Source organism: Enterococcus olivae, from assembly GCF_053760925.1.
The window spans coordinates 1-24,003 of record NZ_JBSMVT010000017.1; the positions used below are offsets into that span (position 1 = coordinate 1).

The following is a 24,003-nucleotide window of genomic DNA, read 5'->3' on the forward strand; positions in this document are numbered from 1 at the left end:
TCATCTTCGTTTGCACGGTACACTTGGCTACGAGACACCCATTCATATCCGTTATCAGAGATTGGCGCAGCAAACCCTTGACAATGAGCATGGTCATGATAGCGAAAGCGAGGCAGCGTAATTCCCAGTTGAGCTTCTGCCGTTGAAATTCATGACCATGGAGGCTCGTTGTCAAGGGCAATCGGAACAAAGTGCAAGAATTCTATATACACCTTATAAAATTTGTCAAAATAAGTGTTGCCATTTCAAGGTGTTGTGGGTTCAGATTATAGGAGGAGTTCACATGGTACGTTCATTTAAAGATTCTTTTTCAGGATTTGGTAGAGAAATTCTGGAACATATCAGAGAGGATAACTACGCAAGACTAGACGAAGCAGCATTTGAAGAAAGAATGATAGGAATTGAGAAGGCTGTTGCAGCTCTTTACGAAGCTGAAGTTGATGAAGAGAGAATCAAATCCTTACTACAAAAGTACTGGGATTTGAGATTGAGTGAAGCTAAAGAATTTCTAAAACATGAAAAGCAACAGCAAGAGAGAAATTAGAGATAGTGAAGAAATGGTTTATAATATTCTTAGTGTAAACTTGGAGGTGCTGTATGACTACGGCAGAAATGATTAAAGAACTATGTGAGCAAATGAATATAAGCGTTGCGGAACTTGCTAGACGTATTGGCCAGACTCCACAGAATTTCAATAAGAAATTCCAATGAGAAACGGTAACCTTGGATGAGTTGAAAGCCATCGCTAATGTGCTAGGTGTCAAGTTTGTGCAGGTATTTATTTTACCTGATGGAGATGAAATAAAAATATCTAACGAATAAAGGAGGGGATCTAATATGATGATTAGTCCGAAAAGTTACTATGAAGAGTATCTCAAAGGAAAAACAAAAGAAGAAATAATGACCGCCATCCGAGGACTTAAGCAAGAAATAGGTCACCTCAAAAATTCTATGGAAAAACCGTATGATGGCATGAAAACTATTATTCATCCAAGTGAAGATACCTGCATTTATTGGAGCCGTGAATATTTGGATATAGCCAAGCAAGCCTATGTTGAGGCTGGCGGAACATATACTTTATCAAAGTCTGAAGAAAAGGCAGCCGATTTTGATGCGAACATAAATGCTATCTGCAAGATCACCTTTAACATTGGTGGTTACTTTGGTGGTTATAGCACCTATATTGTAGAGCTATCCGAAGAATTTAAAGCCTATACAAAGTTATGGGAAGATGTAGAACCACTTGTATTGTTGGATGATAATAAAGAGCCCTTTATAAAGGATACTTTCATTGGGGCACTTAAGGAACTTCATATCGGTGAGTGGCGAAGACATTATACAACTAAACGTTTCGGATACATGGTACTTGATGGTACACAGTGGGAGTTGGAATTCGAATATAACAATGGCCATAAACCGGTAAGATTTGATGGCGATAACTCTTACCCTTATAACTTTGATAAGTTCCAGAGACTATTTGGCATTGATGTTACTGAGGAGGATTAGGATGAGTAAATTCGATATTTTGACAAAATACATACCTATGATTCAGACAGACAGTTTTGGAGAATGGGTTATTGATAAAGAAAACGATGGAACACCAGAACATCCAATACAGATGCCTTGTGTGCGGTATTCCGAAATGGTGAGCAACTTTATTGACGATGTTTATACCTTTGAAGAAAGCAATAAAGATATGGAGCTTACCCGCTATGGGGATATTCTCAAAGAAAATGGTCTTGAATGGGATTCAGAATCTATGAAGAATGCTGATATTTCAAGTTTGAATGCACAGTGTGTGCTTGCGCTTATTATGGGTGCTGTTAGAGCAGAACGCTTTTGCGATGGTGCATTATTAGATTTCTTCAAAAGTGGTTGCATATTGAAGTGGCTTGAAAGATTAAACAGTATTGAGTAAAGGAGGTTTGACTTTGGATATTAATAAAATGAAAGCTCTACCGTATGATGAGCTGCGTGCATTATATAAGAACTTTCTACATAGCCAAAACATTTCACAATTAACAATTAATACTGCTTACACGGATACCTTCTACCTTTGGAGGAAAAGAAGCAAAGACATTTTCTGGAATGCAGTGACTAATAATGATTTTGAGAATTCAGCAAAAGACAAGTTAATAAAGGCTCTTTCTGAGAACTCGACTGGTAACGCTAAATCACTTGTTAATAGTTACTTGTCTCATCTAAGAAGGTTCCGCCTATTCTTAGCTTCTGATGGAATTGTCGAGCCATCTGCGCCTACGCAGGAAAAGTATGCTTACCGTGCATATACTCGTAAAAAGAAAATGGACATTGACGTTCCTAATCCATCAGTCGACCAGGTTGAGATTTATCTTACAAAGTGGGACGGCCTTGAGAACTACCACCTGCAAGAGGATGCACTTAATAAACTGTTCTTTGAGCTATGCCCGAAGAATACAGACGTTATCGATGTTTTATTAAAGGCTTCAACGCTTAATGATTTTTATAGTACTAACATTTTCTCAATCTATCCAGTGGCCAAGCATATATGCGGTCTGGATATTGATGTGAGGCTTATGGCCGGTGATGTTACCCTGGTTAGAGATATCCAATATGTAACTATCGGTGATACAGAGAAGAATTTTTACTCCTTTGCCTCAAAGTATTGTAGCCATCACAATCCACTAGATTATCCGATTTATGATAGTTACGTCGATGAGGTACTTCGGTATTTTAGAAATCGTGATAACTTCTCAGATTTTCAAGATGGCGATTTGAAAGACTATGTTAAATTCAAAGGTATACTGATAGATTTCCGTGCCTTCTATGGCTTAGATAAATATAACTTGAAGCAAATCGACCAGTATGTCTGGCAGCTTGGAAAGGATTACTTCCCAAAGAACTACGGAAAGAAAAAACAAACGAAAATATAGGAGAAGATATCATGGCTAATTTTTTGGAAGAGTTTCAGGCTCATAATCGCGCAGTAAGACAGGAAATGATAGATGAAGAGGTTACTATTGTATAGGAAGAAAATATTGTTAAGGCTGCAGCAGCTTTGTTCGAGGCAAAGATAAAAGAAGATAAAATCAAAGATTTGCTTTCTAAATATTGGAATCTAAGACCAAGCAATGCTGCACGATTTCTTTATAATGCAAAAGATATATTTGGAGGAATAAAATGACAAATAATGAAGAGAAGGCATTGAAGGATTTCTTATTAGACATTGAATGTCTAAAACAATTAGATGAATGGACTGATGATTTTAACCTATTTGATGTATTAAGAATTACCAATATGGAAATTCGCCATAGTAATATTTTGGCATGGATTTTCGATCCAAATGAGAATCATGGTTTGGGGGATTCTTTTATCAAGTCTTTTGTCACTAAGGTTGTTAGTAAGTGTGACCATAATAAACATAATGCATTTGATTTGCTACTGCAGGATTTTTATTCTTATCAAGTATATAGGGAATCAAATCACATGGATATTGTTCTTGTATCTCGCGAAGAAAAGACAGCAGTTATTATCGAGAACAAGATTTGGTCGAGCGAATCGTCTCATCAGTTAAATGATTATTTAGAGAAAAGTAAAACAGAGTATAAAGATTATAATATTTTGTATGTATTTCTTACTCCTTATGGGAGAGAAGCAAGTGACCCAGATAATTGGATAGCATTCTCATATGGGGAAATAATCGAATCCTTAAAAAATTCTATAAAAGGGATAAATCTTCGTGATGAGGTTTCGCTAGTGATACAGAATTATATTGATATAGTGGGGAAGAACATTATGAAAGAAAAAGATGAGAAGTTAATTGGAATTTGTAATGAGATTTATAACAAGCACAGAACAGCACTACGGTTAATTTTTGAAAATGTTAATATTAATAACTCTATAGAGCATGAAATTATCTGTGAGACACTTAGAGAACTTAATGATAATGGGCAGATTATTTTTAAGGATGAGAATAAGTGGCAGTTTTTCACAAAAGCAATGGACGAATATCTTCCGGCATTAGAAACTACAAATAGTTCATGGGGTACAAACTGGGTTTACTATTATTGGTTTGAAAAGTATGAGGATAAGTTGATCATCCATTTTGAACTTGGTGGGTGGAACCTTACTGATGAATTAACTAAGAGGAGCAATCTATTAATTGAAGCCTCCAAAAAGAAGGTAGATGAATATCGGTATAAAAGACTTTACTATAAATCTGCAAAACTTACCCAGGATGATTACGAAGAAAGCTTAAAAAATGCTACGAAATCCTTAATAAAGAGTGCTCTTGAAAACGAGAAGAAATTGCTTTCTGCGGTTAAGGAAATAGATTCTGAGTCATAAAAATATGTTTGAGGGTAGGAAACGGAGGAATATGATTTGAATGAACAACAATTCAAAAAGCTGTTGATTGATATGGTATCTATGGGAGATTATGCTTGTAAAGATGAATTATTGCCTTAGTTGAAGGAGATGTCAGATATTGAACTAACTAAAGTAGAGAAACTCCTAGATGTGTTTTTTGATCCAGATTTCAAGCCTGATAGGAGAGTTGAAATATCTCAAAGCGTTATAACCGATGAGGAACAAAGTCTTGATAAGTCAATCCAGGAAGCGAAAAATAAACTGAATACTGAGCAGTTTGAGAAGCGAATAGAGCAGTTTAAGCAATCGAAGAAACCTAAAAACGGATAACGCACCATATTTGGTGCGTTATCCGTTTTTTATGGTATAATGAAATTAAATATGAGGAGGTCTTTATCTATGATTGGAGACAATATCAAATCACTACGCCATACACACGATTTAACACAACCAGAATTTGCGAAAATGGTCGGGATTTCACGCAATAGCCTGAGTCGTTATGAAAATGGGACCAGTACGGTTTCAACAGAGCTTATCGACCGTATTTGTCAGAAATTTAATGTCTCTTATATCGATATTGTAGGGGAGGACAAGATGTTAACACCTGTTGAAGATTATCAATTGACTTTAAAAGTAGAAGTGATAAAAGAACGTGGAGCAGCCATTTTATCGCAGCTCTATCGATATCAAGATAGTCAGGATATTGCTTTTGATGATGAAGCCAACCCTTGGATTCTCATGAGTGATGATTTGGCTGAATTAATCAATACGCAAATTTATTTAGTTGACACCTTAGATGAAATTGAGCGTTACAATGGCTATTTAGACGGTATAGAGCGAATGTTAGACATGGTGCATCATCGGGTGGTGGCTTAATGAGATTGGAAGAATTTAGTGAGGAAGAGTTTCAGAAGGCCTTGCAGCGAACCATTCGGGCCTTAACCCGAGGAAAGACGATTCCAGGTCAACCGAAAGCTATCTTGCTTGGTGGACAAAGCGGGGCAGATAAGACAACGATACATCGTATCAAGCAGAAGGAATTTCAAGGTAATATCATTATCATCGATGGTGACAGCTACCGTTCTCAGCATCCCAATTACTTAGCCCTGCAAGAAAAGTATGGCAAGGACAGCGTGGACTATACCAAGGGATTTGCAGGAAAAATGGTAGAACAGTTGGTTGATGAACTCAGCACGCAAGGCTATCATTTGCTGATTGAAGGGACTTTGCGTACCACTCAAGTTCCTCGTCAGACTGCTCAATTATTAGCTTCTAAAGGTTACCAAGTTTCTTTAGCTGTAATTGGTACCAAACCAGAGCTTTCTTATCTCAGCACCTTGATTCGTTACGAAGAACTTTATGCCATCGATCCCAATCAGGCCAGAGCAACACCAAAAGAACACCACGATGGGATTGTTGAGAACTTGGTTGATAACTTGAGGGAGTTAGAAAGTGAGAAACTCTTTGAACAAATTCAAATTTACCAAAGAGATAGGGCTTGTATCTATGATTCTGAAACTGATAAAGATTCCGCAGCAGAAGTTCTTCAAGACTGCCTCTTCGGAGAATGGAGTAAGGTCGAGGAGGAGATGTTGAAGTTAGGTCGGGAACGGTTAGTTAAACTGAATAATAAGAATTTGCTGGAGAGTAACTATGGAATTTAAAAAGTTAGTAATTGAAAACTTTCGTAATTTTAGTTCTATTGAAATTGACTTATCAAATAAAAATGTGATATTCGGGATGAACGATTCGGGAAAAACAAATCTTTTATTTGCAATAAGATATTTGTTAGATAGAAGTATCAGAAATAAAGGTTTTATTAAATCAGATTATCATAAACATGATATTAGTAAACTGTTGATATAGATGATTCAATCAATCAAAAGTTTATTGAGATATCAAACCGACAAGCATCATTCAATAATATGAGTACAGATGAAAAACTTGCAGAGATAGCAAATTTAATAGAAAGTTTATTAAAGAAGAACGGTAAGTTTCGTACACTTGATTATTCTACGACTTGTTTTGATTATATACTTGGAAATAAATAAACAAGTCCACAAGAAGTTATGAAAGGAGTATCTAAATGTCGAAAAAGGATTCCAAACAAGATATAAGAAAAAATGGGTGTAATACTTCCTCTCACACTCATCATCACAGAGATAAATCAGATTCACAAGCTTCATGTATCAGTGTCGTTCCAATCTTTAATCATTTAGAAGAAGAGCAGATGGATGAAATTATGAAAGTGATGAAGTCAATTTCATATAAAAAGGGTCAAGTGGTTTATCGGGAGGGAGATACATCCAATGCCTTATATGTTGTAAGTAAGGGTAAAATTAGAATCTACCGTTTATCTGAGTCTGGAAAAGAACAATTATTGAGAATTTTAAATCCTGGAGATTTTACTGGAGAACTAGCTTTGTTTCGTGAATCAATCCATGAAGCGTATGCAGAAGCAATGAGCAATACCGATGTGTGTATGATTAGTAAAAATGATTTACAAGAATTTTTATTAAAGTACCCTACGATATCTTTGAAGTTCTTATCAGAATTTTCTAACCGATTGGAAACATCAGAAAAACAAACAACCAGATTCACTACAGAAAAGGTGGATGCTAGATTAGCGCTGTTTCTTGCAGAATGTATGGATGATGGTGAGGGTTCAATGGAAATTGAATTGCCAATGAATAGAAAGGATTTAGCTTCTTACTTAGGAACTACACCTGAAACGGTAAGTAGAAAGTTGGCTGATTTTGAGAATGAAGGTTATATAAAACAAAAAGCAATTAGAAAGATTGAGATTTTGGATTTAGATGGTTTGTTGTTAGTATAAATGATAGTCATAAAATGAAATATAAAACAGTTGGAGTCACTTCAAAACTTCAACTGTTTTATATTTTTAGGCAAAAAACGCAAATATTTACGCAAAAATGCATAAACTTGATTTAGGTCAATTTAATATCTTTTAATCCCTTATATAATGTAATCAACCCAAAGAAAAAAGAAAGAAGGAAAAAGCATGTCGAAAAAATTAGATTTTAATCAAGTCAAGGAAACACATTTAAAAACATTGGCACAGTATGTACCAATTGTAGCAAGAGTTCATGGCGGCAATCATCCAGAATTTCACCAAGTTCGTGAAGTATATGATAAGCTTGAAAAAAAATTAAAAGATACAGGAAGTGGAAAACCTGATTTAGTAGATGAATTTGCAAAGTTACGTAAAATTACAGACAATTATACAGTTCCAGATGATGTTTGTGAAAGTTATGAAGCAGTATATAACCTGTTGGCAGAATTAGATAAAGCATATGAATCATAAAAGAAACAAGTGATACAATTAATAAAAATCATAATAGGAAGGAGTATGTATATGCAAAAATTCATTTTAAGAAAAAAGAATCATATTACCATAGTAAGTGCAATTTTAATAATAATTGCATATGTTAGTAAATTAGGATTTCAAAACGAACCTATAGCTATATTGTCACTAATCATTGCCTCCGTTTTAGGCGTTATACCGATTGCTATCCAAGCGTATCAAGCATTGAAGGTCAAAGTTGTCAGTATCGATGTTTTAGTTACTATTGCAGTTATCGGAGCGTTTATAATTAAAAACTTTGAGGAATCGGCAATTGTTACGTTCTTATTTCTGTTTGGAGCTTATTTAGAACAAAGAACACTGAATAAAACACGTTCTGCAATAAAAGAATTAACTGAAATGGCGCCAGAAGTTGCTCTAAAGAAACTGAAAAATGGTGAATTTGAAGAAGTCGAAATAGAAGAGGTTGATGTCGGTGATATTTTACTTGTTAAAACGGGTGCAAAAATTCCAGTTGATGGTACAGTGTTAACAGGAGAAGGGCACATTAATGAAGCAAGTATTACAGGTGAAGCAGTTCCAGTAAGCAAAAAGAAAGATTCAGGAGTATATGCCGGAACAATTTTAGAAAATGGAACACTGCAAATCACTGCTGACCGTGTAGGTGAAGACTCTACTTTTGGTAAAATCATTGAGTTAGTGGAAGAAGCACAGGATTCAAAATCAGAGGCAGAACGCTTTATTGATAGATTCTCTAAATACTATACACCGGCTGTTTTAGTTCTCTCTTTTATTGTATGGCTCATTTCAAGGGATATTCAATTGGCAATTACGATATTAGTTTTAGGATGCCCAGGAGCATTGGTAATCGGTGTCCCCGTTTCAAATGTTGCAGGTATTGGTAATGGAGCACGTCATGGTGTTCTTCTAAAAGGTAGCGAGGTAATTAGTGACTTTAGCAGACTAGATACCATGGTATTTGACAAAACTGGAACATTAACAATAGGAAATCCTAAAGTAGCTGATAAAGAAATTTATGCAGATAATGTAGAGGAAGTGTTAGCTTATCTGTCAAGTGTTGAAAAGGAATCCGATCATCCATTAGCAAAAGCAGTTGTGGAATATATTGGAGATATAAAAGCATATACAGTTGAAAAAACGGAGGTTGTAAAAGGCGGAGGAATTGTAGCTCATATAGAAGGTCATAGAGTTGCTGTCGGGAATGTCGCATTGATGGAGCAAGAAAATGTTACTTTAAGTGAAAAAGCTCGTGGAGATATTACTAGATTTGAGAAGAATGGAAATTCACTTGTTTTAACATCCGTTGATGGTGAATTAAAAGCATTGATGGGTATTCGTGACCAAATCCGTTCAGGTGTAAAAGAAGATCTTCAAAAGCTAAAAAAACTTGGTGTTAATAATCTAGTTGTTCTTTCAGGTGATAACCAAGGAACAGTTGATTTAGTGGCACATGAACTAGGACTTACAGAGGCCCACGGGCATATGTTGCCGGAAGATAAATCAGCATATATTAAAACACTGCAAGAAAAAGGTCAAATTGTTGCATTTGTCGGGGACGGCGTAAATGATAGTCCTTCACTAGCTCTAGCACAAATAGGAATTGCTATGGGAAGTGGAACAGATGTAGCCATTGAAACTTCAGATGTTGTCTTAATGAACTCGGATTTCAGCCGCTTGCCACATGCACTAGGTTTAACAAAAGCAACAGCTAATAACATGCTTCAAAATATAATTATTGCAGTAGGAGTTGTACTAGTCCTGCTTGCCAGCGTATTCTTTAGTGAGTGGATGAACATGTCAATCGGTATGTTAGTACACGAAGCGAGTATATTAGTAGTCATTCTAAATGCTATGAGACTTCTTCGCTATAAATTATGAAAATAAAATTCTTAATCTAAATCAATTTAAAATAGATAAATATATCAAAGGAGAAATGAAATATGCAAAAAGCAACGATTCAATTAGAAACATTAACTTGTCCATCTTGTATGCAAAAAATAGAAAACGGTGTGAAATCCTTAGAAGGGGTAAATAAAGAGAGCGTAAAGGTACTATTTAATTCAAGCAAGGTAAGAGCAGAATTTGACGATGAAAAAGTATCTATAGAGGATATTGAAAATGCTATTGATAAATTAGGATATGAAGTACTAAAATCCCAAGTAAAAAAAATTTAAAGTGGTGAATCAGTTAAGTCTGTATAGTAGAAGTCGTTGAATGGTCATCTTTATAATTTTGTTGATAATGTACTTTAATACTTAGTTCCATTTCGCCATTTAGAGCAGAGTAAATTAGGACGAAGGTACGTGCGCAAACAATGTTTTCTGTGTTATTTTTTACGAAATGATTATATACTACTTACAGCTTCTATGAAATGCAATTGAGATTTAGTTTTGTAAAAGTCTGTGAATATCCGTATAGATCTAGTTACGGCCAAACTTTTGTAAGATAAGTTTGGGCATAAAATGCCTAAACTTACAAAAGGGCGGCCTTTAAATATTGCCAAGAAAATCAAAGTGAAGTTGATACTAAAGCGCCGTTCAGCACGCACGCCAAGGAACTCAATTGTTCGACCATACATACGCCAAAGAATTTTGATATCCTTCTTTGTAATGCTATTTTTGGCTTTTAACATCCATTCGCTCCCATGCTTTTCATCACTTAAGCAGTTGATCAAAGGTATTATGTAATGAATACATACATTGACTGATATGTTCCTACATACAAGGTTCAATCTTGGATTTGTTTCCTCAAAGGGAATGTCTAATAAAAATATTCAGCCTTCTAATTTTTGACAGCTATGTGGGTTTCTCAACACATGTCGAGACTGTTACATTGCTACAAAAGAAAAACTCTTAGAATTCCTTAATTTCAAGCTGTTTTACAAGTATGGTTACTTTGATTCAGAAGGTGACAAAATAAGGAATAAAGTGGTAAAAGATTACTACAGGGTTTCTGTGGATAGGCTACAATAAACTAGACAGAAAAGATAAGGTGTGTAAACTATAAGAAAACACACTGGAGGAATCATTTCATGTCGCAAAGAAGAGAACGCAGAACCTACACGCAAGAATTTAAACAACAAATGGTCGACTTATTAAATTCGGGGAAACCAAGAGCCGACATCATCAGAGAATATGAACTAACACCATCGTCCTTTGACAAATGGGTCCGTCAGGCAAAAAAGACAGGTTCATTCAAAGAAGCCGATAATCTTACTCCAGCGGAAAAAGAGCTTATAGCCTTACGCAAACGAAACCAACAACTTGAGCAGTTGAGATTATTGAACAGACAGAGGGTCAGTTTGATTGTTTTGTTGATATTGTCGGAAGTGGCGGTACATTTAGAGGGTGTGCAGAAACATTCAAAGCACATGATCCGGAAATTACTTGCTATTTAGTGGAACCTGAAACAGCAGCAGTCTATGCTAAAAAGCCGTTAGCTAAAAATGGTCGTCACAAAGTTCAAGGATGTGGTTATGCGATGGATTTGACGAACATTCAGCCAGAATTAGTAGATGGTTATTTACAAGTAACTGATGAAGAAGTCATTCAAACAACACGTGATTTGGCAAGATTGGAAGGAACCTTTGTTGGTTTTTCTTCAGGTGCAAATGTAGCAGCGGCCATTCAACTATTGAGAGGAAAAGAAAAAGGGAAAAATATTGTTTTAACATTAAATGATAGTGGTCTAAAATATTTAAGCACAGATTTATTTTAAGGAATGGCTATGAAGAATTGGCTGAGTGTATTGGGAAGAGGACTCAATCATTTCTTTCTTTTGAACTTGTTCTTGACAATTAAAACAAAGTAACTTATTCTTTCGGTAAGCAATCACTAAAACTAAATAGCAATTATTGTAGGGGGACCAGTAGCGCTGGTTGAGATATCATCCGTAAGATGTAGACCCTTAGAACCTGATCTAGTTGATACTAGCGTAGGGAACATATAACGACTGTGAACGATGATGAATAATCTGCGTATATGCACCCTAGGCTGAGTCCTAGGGTGTTTTTTGTTGTTTTATTCAAGGAGGAGAAAATGGAAAAAGAAATTCAAAAATTTATTAGTCAATCGGAAAATGAAAAAGGTTTCAATGATTTGGCGCTACAGCTGTTCGAATATCTTTACCGAAACAATCCGGCCTACCAGCAATTTTGTCGACGAAAGGGAATTGGTGTAAGACAGATCCAGCATTGGAAGGAGATACCAAGTGTTTCTACCGAAGCGTTTAAAACAGCTTTTTTGAGCGTTGCTCCGGAAAAGGAATGTCGGCATGTTTTTATGACCAGCGGAACAACTACCGGAAATAAAGGGAAACACTACCATCAAAACTTAGAGACGTACGATCTTTCGGTAATACGAGGGTTTGAACAATTTGTCAGCAAACAAAAGTTGCCCATGGCAATCTTGTTTCCTCATGAATTAGAGATGCCTAATTCCTCGTTGGCACATTATTTAACATTGCTGAAAGAAGAAGCTCACAGTGAATCAGCACATTTTGTTTCAAAAAAAGGCTTAGAATTAGAAAAATTCATTCACTGGGTCAAAACACATCAAGGAACACCTGTCATGATTTTAGGAGCAAGTTACAATTACGTTCATTTGTTTGAAGCTTTGGAAGAAACCGGCCAATCACTGGAGCTTCACGAAGAAAGTTTGATTTTTGATACAGGTGGATTTAAAAATTTTTCAAGAGCGTATTCTGAAAAAGAGTTTTATGAGAAAGTAATCGACATTTTTAAAATAAAAACTAAACCCGTAAATATGTACGGCATGACGGAGCTTTCCTCACAATATTATACAGTTGTTGATCTACAGGAAAATAGTATCAAGCGTGCACCGCATTGGGTCCGTTTCAAGATTATTGATCCAGTGACTGGACAAGAGGTTCCTAAAGGTGAAGCCGGTCTGTTGGTACATATTGATCTGGCAAATATCAACTCGGTTCCAGCTGTACAAACAGGAGACCTAGCAATCGAAAGAGATAATGGTTTTGAACTGCTAGGCCGACAAACCAGTGCTGAACCGAAAGGATGCTCATTGTCTGCGCAACAATGGTTGGAGGAATATCAAAATGACACGAATTGAGTATGGCGGCTATTTACCGCCTTTTGCAAAAGATCTGGACATTAAAATGCGAAGAATCAATTTTGAAGAATTGTCAGTCTCTTTGCCAAGTCCTGATGAAAAGCAACTAAAAATGCTTGCTCAACGAATGAAGAGGATCGAGAATGAGCTAACACTTTCAGAGATTGTGTCAGCGATCTCTAAAACGATCGATTTATTGCTAGAGCGCAGTCATCCGTTGCGCTCTAGACTGGAAAGAGTATTACCCCAAATTACTGACTATGATAAAGAGGTCATCCGCTTAGGATTATCTCATTCTTTGAAGACCTTTCGTGAACATGAGTTGTGGCGTTGGTTGACCGTCAATTTCGAAAATCCACAGATATTGGATTCATTTTCAGCAAGTGCTCATGGAGGCTATACAAAAGCTGTCGGACCGAGACTTTCTGCGCATATTTGGGCAGGCAATGTTCCGGCTTTGCCACTTTGGAGTTTGATCGGTAGCTTACTGGTTAAAGGAAAGATGATCGGTAAAGTATCCAGCAGTGAACCATTTTTTATTGGTCTGTTTTGTCAGTTGCTCGCTGAAGTTGAACCTAGACTAGCAAATCAAATGATGATCGTTTCATGGACGGGGGGGAGATACAGCTCGCGAACAAGCATTGCTATCAGAAGCGGAAGCAGTGATAGGTTATGGCAACAATCGGACACTTTCGAAACTGCAACAACAGATCGGAGCAAACACGCATTTTATCGGTTTTGGCAACAAATTGAGTTTTGGTTATCTTCATCATCAAGTATTGGATCGAGAAAAGGATGAGCAGTTGGCAAAACAAGCGGCAAAATCGGTGATTTATTATGATCAGCAAGGTTGCTTCTCGCCACAGATCTTTTTTGTAGAAAAAGGTGGCAAAACGTCTCCTCGTGAATGGGCGGTTCTATTGGCTAGAAAATTACAGGTCTATCAGGAGAGATATCCACTTAAAAATCTATCATTAGAAGAAGCGCATGCTCGTTCTAGCTGGTACGAATCCAAAATATGGGACGAAAGCTGGGACTTGTTTTCCGCAGAGGATCATTCATGGCTGGTAGCTTACAGTAAAAATATGTCGTTAGAACCAACACCCTTATCACGAGTCGTACAGGTCATTGCTATCGAGAACTGGGAGAGACTGACGGAGGTCATTCGAGAAAAATATGAAATCCTTCAGACAGTGGGCTTGGCTGCGCCGACAAAGGAGTTGTTTGCGATCGCTGAAAAATGGGGAGAACTGGGAATCACAAGAATCACCAGTCTAGATAAGATGATGCAGCTCCATGCAGGCTGGCACCAAGATGGCTATTCACTTTTACGAGAGTTAGTGAGGATGGTTGATATTGATCCGTCCGTCATTGAGTCCTCTGAATTCTTCAATACGTATACAGATTAGAGGTGCAAAAAATTGGAATTGAAGTTAGAAGAAATTTTTTATCAATATGATAAAGAGCAATTTGCGCTAAAAGCGATCGACTGGCAACTTCCAGCAGGAGAGATTCACTGCTGGCTAGGTCGAAGTGGTAGTGGCAAAACAACTTTGTTGCAGCTGGCAGCTGGTTTGAAGAAAGCCACACAGGGAACGGTTTATCATCGAGGAAAGTCTGTCACAGAACCTTCAAATGAGATCGGTTTTGTTTTTCAAGAGGCAACGTTGCTTCCCTGGAAAACGGTACGAGAAAATGTGTTACTGCCGATTCGTCTGAAAAGATCGGTGACACAGGCCGATCATGACTATGCTGATTCATTATTGGAGCTGCTTCAAATAGCTGATTTTGATGATCGCTTGCCGGCTACGCTGTCAGGTGGACAAAAAAGCCGAGTCGCGATCGCTAGAGCATTGATCACAAAGCCAACCTTGCTTTTTTTAGATGAACCCTTTGCAGCATTGGATTTTATGACAAGAGAGGAGCTGCAAAACGAATTATTGAAATTGAATCAAAGAAAAAAGATCGCTATGCTTTTTGTTACTCATGATGTGAATGAAGCTGCTTTTTTGGCAGATCAGATAGGTGTCATGAGTCAAGGCCAATTTGTTTCGAAAAAAGCGACTCCTTCTTGGAAAAAGTCGACGACTAATCGTCGGGACTCACAGGAATATAGAGATTTCTGTATGAGTATTCGACAGTCTTTGGAGGTGGGAGATGCGTAAAAAAGCCTGGTTTCTTTCTCTTTTGATTGGTGTGGTGCTATTGATTGGCTGGGAATGGAGCGCACGTCAAGTATCGGATCTGATTTTACCGCAACCCACAGCTGTTTTTTCTTTGTTGTGGCAAGGAATCATCAGTGGTTATTTTCTTCCACATTTGTTGACGACGCTGACTGAAATTCTGTTAGGATTACTGATTGGTGTAGTTCTAGGTGGCTTACTGGGGATCGTGATTGGTGAATCGGCTTTTCTAAGACAAGTGTTTTCCTTGTATATCGTGATTTCTCAAGCGATTCCGAAAATTGCTTTAGCTCCTTTGTTTATGCTGTGGTTTGGTTATGGGATCACTTCAAAAGTTGTTATAACGACCTTGATTTGTTTCTTTCCACTACTTGAAGCAACTGCCAGCGCGATTCAGCAGGTCAGTACAGAGCAATTGACTTTGTTTCGTCTGATGCAAGCGAGTCGTTGGCAAACCTTGTGGTACTTGAAGCTGCCTGCTGGATTGCCTACGATCATCCAAGGCTTTCGAGTAGCGGTCGTCATGTCGCTTGTAGGAGCGCTAGTTGGTGAATTTATCGGGGCTCACAAAGGACTGGGGGCATTGATCATTGCCTCCCAAGGCATGATGGATACGACCCTGATGTTCGTCGTCCTCGTTCTCTTAGCAATTATAGGACTGATTTTTTATGCTTTAGTAAATTTGTTGGAACAAAGATTATGGTACAGTAAGGAGAAAAAAGATGAGAAAAATTAAAATGGTATTGCTTTTTTTAGGAATGGTTTTCTTGAGTGCCTGCAGTGAAGAAAAAACGACTTCATTTACACTCGCGAACTGGAGTCAGCTGATCGTTGAACAGACAAGTATCTTGGCAGAAGAAGAGCATGGCTTTTTTAACGAACAAGGGATCGATCTAACCGTCATCCCTGGAAATGGCGGACAGGACGCGTTAAAAAATATGCTAACGGGACAAGCAGACATTGCCTTCACGGATCCTGGAGCCGTCTATAGTGCCCTTGCCCAAGGGGAAGATCTGGTCATTTTATATACTGTTTATCCTCAGAACGTCTTTAACGTGGTGACAACAGATCCTGATATCCAGACGCCAGCTGATCTAAAGGAAAAAACGATTGGTATTTACAGCCGGGCAAGTGGAACCTATCAAAATTTATTGGTTTTATTGTATCAGGCAGGATTGTCTGAAGAGGATGTCCAACTGTTGGAAGTTGGAATCTCTAATTTTGCTCCCTTATTGCAGGGAGAGGTCGATGCAACAGCGGCAACAGATACCGCTTTGGTACCTGCCAGAAGAGCTGGCTTGACGGACGCACGTATTTTTGAAGTCCGCGATTCATTGAATATCCCCAGTGATTTCTTTGTTGTAAAGCGTTCGACATTTGAAGAAAATGCAGAAGTCTTACGTGATTTTGTCGCTGCCTATGAGAAAAGTGCGCAATGGATGCTGGATGATCCGGAACAGGCGGCTGAACTAGCAGGAAATCTGGCGATCGATGGACGTGAAACGGAGATCAATCGTGAAATCATTGATTTGAGAAATGCAGCAAGTTTAGACCAAAATGGAGAATTGGGTGTCATGGATATTGAAATGATCCAAGCAGGTGCTGATGCGTATTTCGAGCTAGGATTGATACCTGAACGACTAGAAATGACAAACTATATCGAGGATATCAAGGAGTGAAAAGGATGCTAGAAGGAAAAGTCGTCATCGTTAGTGGCTCAAGTCGCGGAATAGGTGCTGCTCTAGCAAAAGGTTTCGCTGCTCAAGGAGCGTTTGTAGTTGTCAATTACCATCAAAGCGAGCAGTCAGCCCAAGAGGTGATAAGCGACTGTGAAAAATTAGGTGGCCAAGCAATCATGATTCAAGCAGATGTAACAACTAAAGAAGGTGTCAAACATTTGGTCGAGGAAACATTGCTAGCTTTTGGTCGCGTGGATATTCTCGTCAATAACGTCTTTGCTCCCTATCTTTTCGATGCTGAAAATCGCAAAAAAGCTTGGGAGATGGATTGGGAAGACTATGAAAGACAATTGAATGGCGGATTGAAGGCAGCTCATCTATTGGTACAACAGGTTTTGCCTTCGATGACAGCATTTGGTTCAGGAAGTATCATCAATATCAGCTCTAACCTAGTCGCGCATCCGGTGGTACCTTATCAAGATTATACAACTGCTAAAGCAGCAATTATAGGATACACCCGCAGTATGGCTAAAGATTTAGGTAGTCTTGGTATCCGAATGAATGCTGTAGCCCCTGGACTGGTTTATCCAACTGAAGCTACCAAGCACACAAAAGAAGCTTTAAAAGAGACCCTGAGTGATGCTACCCCTCTAGGGCGGATCGCTGTCCCGGAAGATATCGTGGGACCAGTTTTATTTTTAGCCTCTAACTGGAGTCGTTTTATGACAGGACAAACACTATATGTCGATGGTGGCTTGGTTATGAAATAAAAGAAAAAAGAATGCTTGAAGCCTTTGACTTGCTAAGTTACATCAGCTTGTTACAAAGGCTTTTAATGATATCTTTCGAAAAAATTAAACAATTTTTCAAAAGTCATAAAAATAGAGAGGTCAAAGCTACTTTTTTTTGTTAAAGATGATAAACTATAGAAGAGAAAGTTAGAGGGGGATTGTTATGTCAGAGGAATTAGAGCAAGAAAAACTGCATGAAGAAACTTCTAATTTGGCTATAGATTTTGATGAGATCAAAGAAGTTGCTTCGAAGAATATCACTTCCATGTTAAAAGACCTTCAGGATTTTGAAGATGCCATCGAGATGGAAAATATTCCTGAAATTTATCGAATTTACAAAGGAAGACTACACAAAGAGCTAAAACAAACATCGAATCAAAATCATGAGATTGATGATTTGCTGTCGAGAAAACTTCATGATAATTTTGTGGCAAGGTTTCCTTTTATGGAACATGTGGAAAAAATTTCGCCGACCATTCATCACTATAAAATAGGTAGTTACTATCGCGAGAGACCTACGATTGGCTTCGATGCTAGTATTCCGGAAATTTTTGTACTCCCATACATCGATAAGGAATGGCAATATTATCATCCTGACAATCGAGAGATTTTAGAAAACATCGAACAAGAGATCGATCAGTTGGACGCTAAGTTTATCGCTGCAAAAACAGAGCTAGAGACGATTTCTCGACAGTTAAAAGAAGTGGAGAATCAAAAAACAGCGATTCAAAACAACAAAGGATTTTTCAATCGAGGAAAAGCGGATGAAGAGATGGAAGAACTTGAGCGCCGCGAGAAGCTCTTACAGGAGAAAAAACAAACATGGTTGCCGTTTGTTGAGAGCAAGGAATCTACCAACCGAAAAAAAGATGAGCTGATGCAAAGGTACGAGGAAACACGTTTAAAACGTGCAGTCGTGACCAAGGAATATCGTTTGATCGATCGTTATTTTGGCGGTGCAACTCAAATGAGCGAACAAATACAAGACTTTCTAAATGGGTACTTGTATCCAACGAAAGGAGAGACTGCGGATGAATGAGGAAGAAAAAAATACAGTAGAAGAATTTTAGGAAACATCTGAAAATATCGATACTGTAGAGCAGGATCTTTATTATGAAATGAAGAGTCAAGATCATCAAGAAATCATCGACTGGATCGCTTCGGCAGAAGCAGAGCTAGCAGATCTACGTCTGCGCAAGTCTTTGTTAGAAGCAGATTTTGAAGAATTATTGAGTGAATATCGTAGATTGATCACTACGAATGCCCCGATTTCAACGATCGCCAAAAGCAATCTTTTAGAGTACTTCTCCTATGAATTGTTGAAGCCATTGAAATCGATCGGATTGCAGCAGGCAGAAGCCTACAATACTTGGGAAAGCAAACACTTCCTCGTTGCTTATCAATTGGATGATGAAAAAAATCTGGCACTAAGTTTTCGAATGGACGTGATTGATTCCCGCTTCGATGCTTCTTATATGCCACTGATCGTTGTTCGTCCCGTCGATATGACAGTCGAGGTTGATGAAAAGCAAGTATTGGAACTGATCCACTTATGGCACACTGAAAAAATCTTTTCTCGCGGTCAGCTATCTTTGATCAACTATGATTTAAATCAATTGCTGTCATGGTTCAAAGAATTAGATTTTGAAGTTGCCCCAAGTTTATTGGACAACACTCGAGCGCTTTCTGTTGATCTCGAAAGTGAATTACCATTAGAAACGCATGTCTTAGATAGTATTTTTGTCACTGCAATGGAATCGGATGAGTATGATTTAGAGAAATTGAATAAGGATCATTACCAGGTAAAATTGAACCAAGAACAAAATGTGTATATTCGTTCAGAAAGTGGGATCACGCATCTCTTTATAGATTCGAATGAAAGAAGACGTTCGATCTTAGACTTCTTCACACATTATCCTTTCTTGGTTCCATTGATCGTACGTAATTAAAAAAGAAGTCTGGAGTAGTTTATTCCAGACTTTTTTAAAGGAGAAAACAGTGCATTCAGAAATAGAATCGGAGAGAGCATACTGGAATGACTTTGCAGAAGAGTACGCAGAGATACAGGAAGAATCACAAATCCCAATCCAAGAAGACGTTAAAAAGTTTTTGATGGAAGGACAGATTTTTCCGGCTAAAACATTTTTAGATATAGCTGGTGGTACAGGCAAATACGTGTCGTCTATGATCGCTCAGACCAAAACCTACTTTTTAGTAGACTTTTCGAGAGAAATGATCCGTTTGGCGAAAAAGAAAAACCCTTTTAAAAATCTTTTGCTTATCGAAGCAGAACAAGAGGCCTTTTTACAGCAGATGCCTAATAGGGCTTTTGAAGTCGTGTTTACAGCAATGAATCCAGCCTTGACGAATCAAAAACTACTAGCAGATCTTATTCGAGTCGCAGACAAGTATGTGTGTATTCTACGGATGATCAAAGATGAGGACACGGTGTTTTCAAGTATAGAAAGATCACTTGGGATATCAGAGGAACAAAAATCTTGGATGGATGAATATAAGCAATGGTTGAAGGGCTCTTATCAAAGCAAAGTCTTCCGCTATGAAAGACAGGAAAAGATTTCTAGAAGTTTTTTTGAAGAGTATTTTGCAGAAGAGCTTTCTTCAGAAGTATTAGCTGAATGGACGGAGAGAATTTTTCAAAAGGAGAAAGAAACAGTCAGTCGCATTCAGATTGAGTTTGAGTTATTGATCATTAAGAGATAAAGGAAGTACAGAAATGGGTAAAAAAATCACCAGTTTTTTAACAGCACTGTTGATTCTTGGTTTTGGTGGCTGGCAATGGATCGAATCTACAGAATCAGCCGAATCACCGACAGAGGTCAGGCAAAAGCAACAAACAGTAGAAAACGTTGACTTGTCCGATCCACCGAGATTTGAGAAATTATTAGTGTCTTCTTTACGCAGTGTTGATGGCGATACCTTCGCTTTTTATATTGACCACCAAGAGTACAAAGTACGCTTATTAATGGTGGATACACCGGAAAGCGTCAAAAAAGAGACGCCTGTGCAGCCTTTTGGCAAAGAGGCAAGTGAATTCACCAAGGAGCAACTGGCGAATCACAGTATTTCGTTAGTTTTTGATCAGGGAGAGGTTGCGGATAGATATGGTCGTTTGTTAGCCTATGTCTATATCGATGATGTTTCCTTGCAGGAGCTGTTATTGCAAAACGGTCTAGGAATTGTTCGTTATGTCAATGAAGGTGGCGACAGCTATGTAGAAGAATTTCTACAAGCACAGGCAACTGCACAGTCTGAAAAAATCGGTGTGTGGCAAGAAGAAGGCTATGTCGTTCAAATGAAAAATGGCTATTATCGCTACAATGAGATTCAAGAATAGAACTGAGGTGATTTCATGAAGCTAGCAGAATGGATGGACAAGCATCAGCAGATCCAACTAACTGTCTTTCAGTCGATCTTAAAAAGTGAGGGAACAGTCAGTACCAAAAGCTTGGCTCAGGAGATGGAAATCTCGCTGCCGACTTTGCAAAAAGAGATCCGATCTTTGCAATTGGCCGTTGAGTATTTTGAGCCAACATCCCAATTGATCAAAGTAGACAATGACATTCTCTCGTTGCGATTGGCCAACACATTTTCGATCAAAAGATTCGTCTATTCTTATTTGGAACAAGCTCTGGACTATCAAATAGTGACCTTTATTTTTGAACAGAAGGAAGTATCGATCACCAAAATGGTACTGGATCTTCAAATCAGTGAGGCATCTATTTTTAGGCGATTAAAAGTGATCAATCAGTTGTTGTCCGAATTTGAGATCCAGTTTCGCAACAAGCGGCTCACTGGCGAAGAGATTCAAATTCGTTCCTTCTTTTTTCAGTTTTTTTGGCAAAGTCTGCCTTTAGATATACTAGAGAAAAGAACGGCTCAACCGGTGATCGGTAACTTGATCCGAGTCATAGAGAAGCATTTTGGTTTAGATTTCTCAAAAGAACAGTATTGGAAACTGGCTTTATGGTTGGAAATCATGCAAAATCGCTTGGATTATCGAGGGAAAAGACAGCATCGTCTGCAGCCAGAAACGATACATGAAATTGAGATGGATCCTTTTTATCAGGAGCTGAAGAACATTTTGGCGCGCTACTTGAGTCGTTTTGCCTTTCAATGGTCCGAGGAAGAAGCGATTTATTTGTATTTATTTTTCCTTTCAGAAGCTTTGATCAAAGTGGATGAAAAATGGTTGTCGCAGTCCTTGTTTGTTTCAAACTTCATTGAAATTAATCAACAAATTTATCGAACGATCGTGGAGTCAGAAGTAGGTTCGGAATCTTTTGCTTCATTTTTATTAAAATTACATGTTAAAATTGCTTTTTCGAAAGGATGGATCGAAGCGGGAGTCAATGACATGATTTTATTATCCGATAGTACCCCTGAAAAGATGTCGTCCTGTATGACGATTATTGAAAAAGAATTAGCAAAAGACAATTCTGATTCTCAGTGGCGAATGCTGGACCAAGCATACGGTCTGGTCGCAGATATCTATAAGCGTAGACAACAAAAAAAACTGATCATTGGTGTTGCGCTGGAAGAGTCTTTACAGTCAGAGGAAATCTATCAATTTATTCAGCAGCATTTATCGGTCTTGCCCTACGTTTCGGTCAAAAGAGCAAAAAAACGAGATTGTTCTCTACTGATTGCTTCAGAATATACGGAGTTGAAGCAGTATTCGTATCAAGAAGTTTATTTCTTCAGTGGTCAAACATCGCTATTTGAAGCCAATCGGTTAAAAAAAGCGGTGCAAGCATTATTGTCAAACAATTAGGAGGTGGAGAGAATTTGCGAGTTGTAATTATTGGTGGCTCTCACGCAGGTATTGCAGCGGCGAGACACCTAAAAAAGATCGATGAAGCAGTTGAAGTGATCATTATCGAACGTTCCAACGTACTTGGGTACATGGGAAGTAGTTTGAATCTCTACCTAGAAGGATTTATTGAGAAGTTGGAAGATGCCCGAACAGTAACTGCCAGTCAGTTGTTGTCTGAAAAAATCAATGTGCTGCTAAACAGTACGGTTCTTTCAATCGATAATCAAACGAAAAAAATCGTATTCAAGACTCAAAATACAGAAGATGATTTGGAAGAACAGGTTTCTTACGATTATCTGATCTTGGCAATGGGATCCAGTCAATACGACACAGGATTCGTCTCTATGCCAGAAAAATCGATCACCAATTTCAAAACGCTGACACAATCTAAAGTTGCGGTAGAATCTTTGATGGATGCCAAAAAAGTCGCCATCATTGGAGCGGGACTGATTGGCTTTGAATTGGCAGAATCTTTGAGCAAATTTGAAAAAGAAGTTTTTCTGATCGATCGAATGAACAGTATTCTATTTCGATATTTTGATGAAGAGCTCACGTCAAAATTATTAAAGAAAATCCCTAGCAATGTGCATATTTTGTTGAATAGCAATGTTCGAGAAATTGATTCGAATCAGTCGAAGAAGGAAATCACTTTGGCAAACGGCCAAAAATTGCAGATTAATGATATTGTTTATGCAATCAATCCTAGACCCAATGTTGAACTGGTCTCAGATATATTGAAGGTAAATATGGATGGGACAGTTGAAACCAATGATTTTCTTGAGACATCCGATCCTTTTATCTATGCGGTCGGTGATCTCGTCTCCGTTCATTTTAATCATTCACCAGAGACGATTTATATTCCTTTAGTGACCAATGCTTATCGAACAGGGATGATTGCAGCTTCAAATATTTTGCTGGAAGAAAAAATCTCTTTCCCAAAAGTTCAGCGAACAATCGTCAGTGAACTGTTTGACACCTATTTGTCCAGCTGTGGTATCAATGAAGAAGAAGCACCTTATTATGGCTTTGATGTAGCTTCTGTTACAAAAAGCTACACAAAAGAAGCCTTGTTTGACACAAAGGAAGACTTTGAATTGACGATAAAAATCGTCTTTGATAGGCAGACCAAGCAATTGATGGGAGGACAACTGATGACCAGTTCTAAGAAAACACTGGAAATCATCAATACCCTTTCTGCACTGGTGACGATGGAGACTACTTTAGATCAATTGGTGACGATGGATTTCTATTTCAATCCTAAACTATCTATGCCCTTGCACTTTTTGAATGATTTAGCAATGGAAGGGGTCATTCAAAAAAAGTCGAAGTAATTGAAAATGAGCAGGGCGTATCAATAATTGAACTACCAGTAAATATTCTTTGTGAAAAAGAACTACGAAGAAATCAAGTTATGTATGGATCTTTCTTTTGTTAGCCATTCATAAGTGATGAAAAGAGATTGCTGCAAGCCTAAGACGATGACTTTAGAGTATATTACAGCTAATTACAATGAAATAATCGTGAATAGTTACTAAAAAATTTCAATTCTTTTTATTTTCTTAAAAAAAGGATTGAAATTTTTTTTGTTTTCTAATAAACTGAAATGCGAGAATGAGAATCGTTCTCAACTGTGTTGATAACACAACGAAGAAGTTTTTAGAAAATGAACAAACTTGTACTACTTTTCTACTGTTTTTGTAAGAAAGTGAGACTAACTTTTAGAATAGACATTGCAT

Annotated in this window: 27 protein-coding genes, 4 pseudogenes and 1 riboswitch; of the genes and pseudogenes, 30 read left to right on the forward strand and 1 reads right to left on the reverse strand. The window is 37.8% G+C overall.

Annotated elements, in window-relative coordinates; translation table 11 throughout:
• From ACWODM_RS10850 to ACWODM_RS10920, 15 genes and pseudogenes are all read left to right on the forward strand, one after another.
• Window positions 1–121 (forward strand): annotated as a pseudogene (locus ACWODM_RS10850) (IS3 family transposase); the annotation flags it as partial.
• Window positions 122–283: 162 nt separating this feature from the next.
• The gene (locus ACWODM_RS10855; RefSeq protein ID WP_455321398.1) at window positions 284–544 is read left to right on the forward strand and encodes a hypothetical protein; all 261 of its coding nucleotides are present in this window, start codon (window positions 284–286) and stop codon (window positions 542–544) included.
• Window positions 545–597: 53 nt separating this feature from the next.
• A pseudogene (locus ACWODM_RS10860) lies at window positions 598–822 on the forward strand (helix-turn-helix domain-containing protein).
• A 15-nt stretch (window positions 823–837) separates the two neighbouring features.
• Entirely contained in the window at window positions 838–1,506 is a 669-nt protein-coding gene (locus ACWODM_RS10865) for a hypothetical protein (RefSeq protein ID WP_455321399.1), read from the forward strand.
• A 1-nt stretch (window position 1,507) separates the two neighbouring features.
• Window positions 1,508–1,918: a DUF6508 domain-containing protein gene (locus ACWODM_RS10870; protein ID WP_455321400.1), complete on the forward strand. Its 411-nt coding sequence runs from the start codon at window positions 1,508–1,510 to the stop codon at window positions 1,916–1,918.
• A 13-nt stretch (window positions 1,919–1,931) separates the two neighbouring features.
• On the forward strand, window positions 1,932–2,912 hold the full coding sequence (locus tag ACWODM_RS10875; RefSeq protein ID WP_455321401.1) for a hypothetical protein: 981 nt from the start codon (window positions 1,932–1,934) through the stop codon (window positions 2,910–2,912).
• Window positions 2,913–3,159: 247 nt separating this feature from the next.
• Window positions 3,160–4,326, forward strand: a complete 1,167-nt coding sequence (locus tag ACWODM_RS10880) for a PDDEXK-like family protein (RefSeq protein WP_455321402.1) — start codon at window positions 3,160–3,162, stop codon at window positions 4,324–4,326.
• 120 nt (window positions 4,327–4,446) lie between these two features.
• Complete coding sequence (locus tag ACWODM_RS10885; protein ID WP_455321403.1) at window positions 4,447–4,677, forward strand: hypothetical protein; 231 nt, start codon at window positions 4,447–4,449, stop codon at window positions 4,675–4,677.
• 69 nt (window positions 4,678–4,746) lie between these two features.
• Window positions 4,747–5,223, forward strand: a complete 477-nt coding sequence (gene pezA, locus ACWODM_RS10890) for a type II toxin-antitoxin system antitoxin PezA (protein ID WP_455321404.1) — start codon at window positions 4,747–4,749, stop codon at window positions 5,221–5,223.
• On the forward strand, window positions 5,223–6,011 hold the full coding sequence (pezT, locus tag ACWODM_RS10895) for a type II toxin-antitoxin system toxin PezT (protein ID WP_455321405.1): 789 nt from the start codon (window positions 5,223–5,225) through the stop codon (window positions 6,009–6,011). Before pezA ends, pezT begins: the two co-directional genes overlap by 1 nt.
• Complete coding sequence (locus ACWODM_RS10900) at window positions 6,001–6,213, forward strand: AAA family ATPase (protein ID WP_016174968.1); 213 nt, start codon at window positions 6,001–6,003, stop codon at window positions 6,211–6,213. Before pezT ends, ACWODM_RS10900 begins: the two co-directional genes overlap by 11 nt.
• Window positions 6,214–6,433: 220 nt before the next feature.
• Window positions 6,434–7,183 (forward strand): Crp/Fnr family transcriptional regulator, encoded by a 750-nt coding sequence (locus ACWODM_RS10905; RefSeq protein ID WP_455321406.1) that lies wholly within the window; start codon window positions 6,434–6,436, stop codon window positions 7,181–7,183.
• Between the two features lie 186 nt (window positions 7,184–7,369).
• Window positions 7,370–7,672: an iron-sulfur cluster repair di-iron protein, ric gene (locus tag ACWODM_RS10910; RefSeq protein ID WP_455321407.1), complete on the forward strand. Its 303-nt coding sequence runs from the start codon at window positions 7,370–7,372 to the stop codon at window positions 7,670–7,672.
• Between the two features lie 51 nt (window positions 7,673–7,723).
• Window positions 7,724–9,571 (forward strand): heavy metal translocating P-type ATPase, encoded by a 1,848-nt coding sequence (locus tag ACWODM_RS10915; RefSeq protein WP_455321464.1) that lies wholly within the window; start codon window positions 7,724–7,726, stop codon window positions 9,569–9,571.
• 62 nt (window positions 9,572–9,633) lie between these two features.
• Window positions 9,634–9,867, forward strand: coding sequence for a heavy-metal-associated domain-containing protein (locus tag ACWODM_RS10920; protein ID WP_455321408.1), 234 nt, complete (start codon window positions 9,634–9,636; stop codon window positions 9,865–9,867).
• A 170-nt stretch (window positions 9,868–10,037) separates the two neighbouring features.
• Here ACWODM_RS10920 and ACWODM_RS10925 read toward each other — a convergent pair whose 3' ends face one another.
• Window positions 10,038–10,325 (reverse strand): hypothetical protein, encoded by a 288-nt coding sequence (locus ACWODM_RS10925; RefSeq protein WP_455321409.1) that lies wholly within the window; start codon window positions 10,323–10,325, stop codon window positions 10,038–10,040.
• 399 nt (window positions 10,326–10,724) lie between these two features.
• On the opposite strand from ACWODM_RS10925, the pseudogene ACWODM_RS10930 reads away from it, so the two are divergent.
• The 15 genes and pseudogenes from ACWODM_RS10930 to ACWODM_RS11000 form a co-directional block, all read left to right on the forward strand.
• Window positions 10,725–10,961, forward strand: a pseudogene (locus tag ACWODM_RS10930) (transposase); the annotation flags it as partial.
• Between the two features lie 50 nt (window positions 10,962–11,011).
• Window positions 11,012–11,410, forward strand: a complete 399-nt coding sequence (locus tag ACWODM_RS10935) for a pyridoxal-phosphate dependent enzyme (protein WP_455321465.1) — start codon at window positions 11,012–11,014, stop codon at window positions 11,408–11,410.
• Window positions 11,411–11,540: 130 nt separating this feature from the next.
• Window positions 11,541–11,650: riboswitch (TPP riboswitch) on the forward strand.
• An 80-nt stretch (window positions 11,651–11,730) separates the two neighbouring features.
• Window positions 11,731–12,780: a LuxE/PaaK family acyltransferase gene (locus ACWODM_RS10940; RefSeq protein WP_455321410.1), complete on the forward strand. Its 1,050-nt coding sequence runs from the start codon at window positions 11,731–11,733 to the stop codon at window positions 12,778–12,780.
• Window positions 12,781–12,907: 127 nt separating this feature from the next.
• Window positions 12,908–13,384: pseudogene (locus ACWODM_RS10945) on the forward strand (acyl-CoA reductase); the annotation flags it as partial.
• A 58-nt stretch (window positions 13,385–13,442) separates the two neighbouring features.
• Window positions 13,443–14,189 (forward strand): acyl-CoA reductase, encoded by a 747-nt coding sequence (locus ACWODM_RS10950; protein ID WP_455321411.1) that lies wholly within the window; start codon window positions 13,443–13,445, stop codon window positions 14,187–14,189.
• Between the two features lie 12 nt (window positions 14,190–14,201).
• Complete coding sequence (locus tag ACWODM_RS10955) at window positions 14,202–14,945, forward strand: ABC transporter ATP-binding protein (RefSeq protein WP_455321412.1); 744 nt, start codon at window positions 14,202–14,204, stop codon at window positions 14,943–14,945.
• The gene (locus tag ACWODM_RS10960; protein WP_455321413.1) at window positions 14,938–15,699 is read left to right on the forward strand and encodes an ABC transporter permease; all 762 of its coding nucleotides are present in this window, start codon (window positions 14,938–14,940) and stop codon (window positions 15,697–15,699) included. Before ACWODM_RS10955 ends, ACWODM_RS10960 begins: the two co-directional genes overlap by 8 nt.
• Entirely contained in the window at window positions 15,686–16,642 is a 957-nt protein-coding gene (locus ACWODM_RS10965) for an ABC transporter substrate-binding protein (protein ID WP_455321414.1), read from the forward strand. Before ACWODM_RS10960 ends, ACWODM_RS10965 begins: the two co-directional genes overlap by 14 nt.
• Before the next feature lie 5 nt (window positions 16,643–16,647).
• Window positions 16,648–17,412 (forward strand): SDR family oxidoreductase, encoded by a 765-nt coding sequence (locus tag ACWODM_RS10970; RefSeq protein WP_455321415.1) that lies wholly within the window; start codon window positions 16,648–16,650, stop codon window positions 17,410–17,412.
• A 184-nt stretch (window positions 17,413–17,596) separates the two neighbouring features.
• A complete protein-coding gene (locus ACWODM_RS10975) occupies window positions 17,597–18,472 on the forward strand; it encodes a viral A-type inclusion protein (RefSeq protein ID WP_455321416.1) in 876 nt (291 codons plus the stop codon).
• Window positions 18,473–18,551: 79 nt separating this feature from the next.
• Complete coding sequence (locus tag ACWODM_RS10980; RefSeq protein WP_455321417.1) at window positions 18,552–19,382, forward strand: hypothetical protein; 831 nt, start codon at window positions 18,552–18,554, stop codon at window positions 19,380–19,382.
• Window positions 19,383–19,431: 49 nt separating this feature from the next.
• A complete protein-coding gene (locus ACWODM_RS10985; protein WP_455321418.1) occupies window positions 19,432–20,154 on the forward strand; it encodes a class I SAM-dependent methyltransferase in 723 nt (240 codons plus the stop codon).
• 13 nt (window positions 20,155–20,167) lie between these two features.
• Window positions 20,168–20,788 (forward strand): thermonuclease family protein, encoded by a 621-nt coding sequence (locus ACWODM_RS10990; RefSeq protein ID WP_455321419.1) that lies wholly within the window; start codon window positions 20,168–20,170, stop codon window positions 20,786–20,788.
• A 15-nt stretch (window positions 20,789–20,803) separates the two neighbouring features.
• The gene (locus ACWODM_RS10995) at window positions 20,804–22,225 is read left to right on the forward strand and encodes a helix-turn-helix domain-containing protein (RefSeq protein ID WP_455321420.1); all 1,422 of its coding nucleotides are present in this window, start codon (window positions 20,804–20,806) and stop codon (window positions 22,223–22,225) included.
• 14 nt (window positions 22,226–22,239) lie between these two features.
• Entirely contained in the window at window positions 22,240–23,598 is a 1,359-nt protein-coding gene (locus tag ACWODM_RS11000) for an FAD-dependent oxidoreductase (protein WP_455321421.1), read from the forward strand.
• The last annotated feature ends 405 nt before the right edge of the window (window positions 23,599–24,003 follow it).

Coding starts and splice junctions, on each gene's coding strand:
- ACWODM_RS10990 (WP_455321419.1), top strand. CDS start 20,168: ATGGGTAAAAAAATCACCAGTTTTTTAACAGCACTGTTGATTCTTGGT.
- ACWODM_RS10970 (WP_455321415.1), top strand. CDS start 16,648: ATGCTAGAAGGAAAAGTCGTCATCGTTAGTGGCTCAAGTCGCGGAATA.
- pezA (WP_455321404.1), top strand. CDS start 4,747: ATGATTGGAGACAATATCAAATCACTACGCCATACACACGATTTAACA.
- ACWODM_RS10910 (WP_455321407.1), top strand. CDS start 7,370: ATGTCGAAAAAATTAGATTTTAATCAAGTCAAGGAAACACATTTAAAA.
- ACWODM_RS10975 (WP_455321416.1), top strand. CDS start 17,597: ATGTCAGAGGAATTAGAGCAAGAAAAACTGCATGAAGAAACTTCTAAT.
- pezT (WP_455321405.1), top strand. CDS start 5,223: ATGAGATTGGAAGAATTTAGTGAGGAAGAGTTTCAGAAGGCCTTGCAG.
- ACWODM_RS10870 (WP_455321400.1), top strand. CDS start 1,508: ATGAGTAAATTCGATATTTTGACAAAATACATACCTATGATTCAGACA.
- ACWODM_RS10995 (WP_455321420.1), top strand. CDS start 20,804: ATGAAGCTAGCAGAATGGATGGACAAGCATCAGCAGATCCAACTAACT.
- ACWODM_RS10925 (WP_455321409.1), bottom strand. CDS start 10,325: ATGTTAAAAGCCAAAAATAGCATTACAAAGAAGGATATCAAAATTCTT.
- ACWODM_RS10880 (WP_455321402.1), top strand. CDS start 3,160: ATGACAAATAATGAAGAGAAGGCATTGAAGGATTTCTTATTAGACATT.
- ACWODM_RS10915 (WP_455321464.1), top strand. CDS start 7,724: ATGCAAAAATTCATTTTAAGAAAAAAGAATCATATTACCATAGTAAGT.
- ACWODM_RS10865 (WP_455321399.1), top strand. CDS start 838: ATGATGATTAGTCCGAAAAGTTACTATGAAGAGTATCTCAAAGGAAAA.
- ACWODM_RS10980 (WP_455321417.1), top strand. CDS start 18,552: ATGAAGAGTCAAGATCATCAAGAAATCATCGACTGGATCGCTTCGGCA.
- ACWODM_RS10855 (WP_455321398.1), top strand. CDS start 284: ATGGTACGTTCATTTAAAGATTCTTTTTCAGGATTTGGTAGAGAAATT.
- ACWODM_RS10920 (WP_455321408.1), top strand. CDS start 9,634: ATGCAAAAAGCAACGATTCAATTAGAAACATTAACTTGTCCATCTTGT.
- ACWODM_RS10940 (WP_455321410.1), top strand. CDS start 11,731: ATGGAAAAAGAAATTCAAAAATTTATTAGTCAATCGGAAAATGAAAAA.
- ACWODM_RS10965 (WP_455321414.1), top strand. CDS start 15,686: ATGAGAAAAATTAAAATGGTATTGCTTTTTTTAGGAATGGTTTTCTTG.
- ACWODM_RS10960 (WP_455321413.1), top strand. CDS start 14,938: ATGCGTAAAAAAGCCTGGTTTCTTTCTCTTTTGATTGGTGTGGTGCTA.
- ACWODM_RS10900 (WP_016174968.1), top strand. CDS start 6,001: ATGGAATTTAAAAAGTTAGTAATTGAAAACTTTCGTAATTTTAGTTCT.
- ACWODM_RS10905 (WP_455321406.1), top strand. CDS start 6,434: ATGTCGAAAAAGGATTCCAAACAAGATATAAGAAAAAATGGGTGTAAT.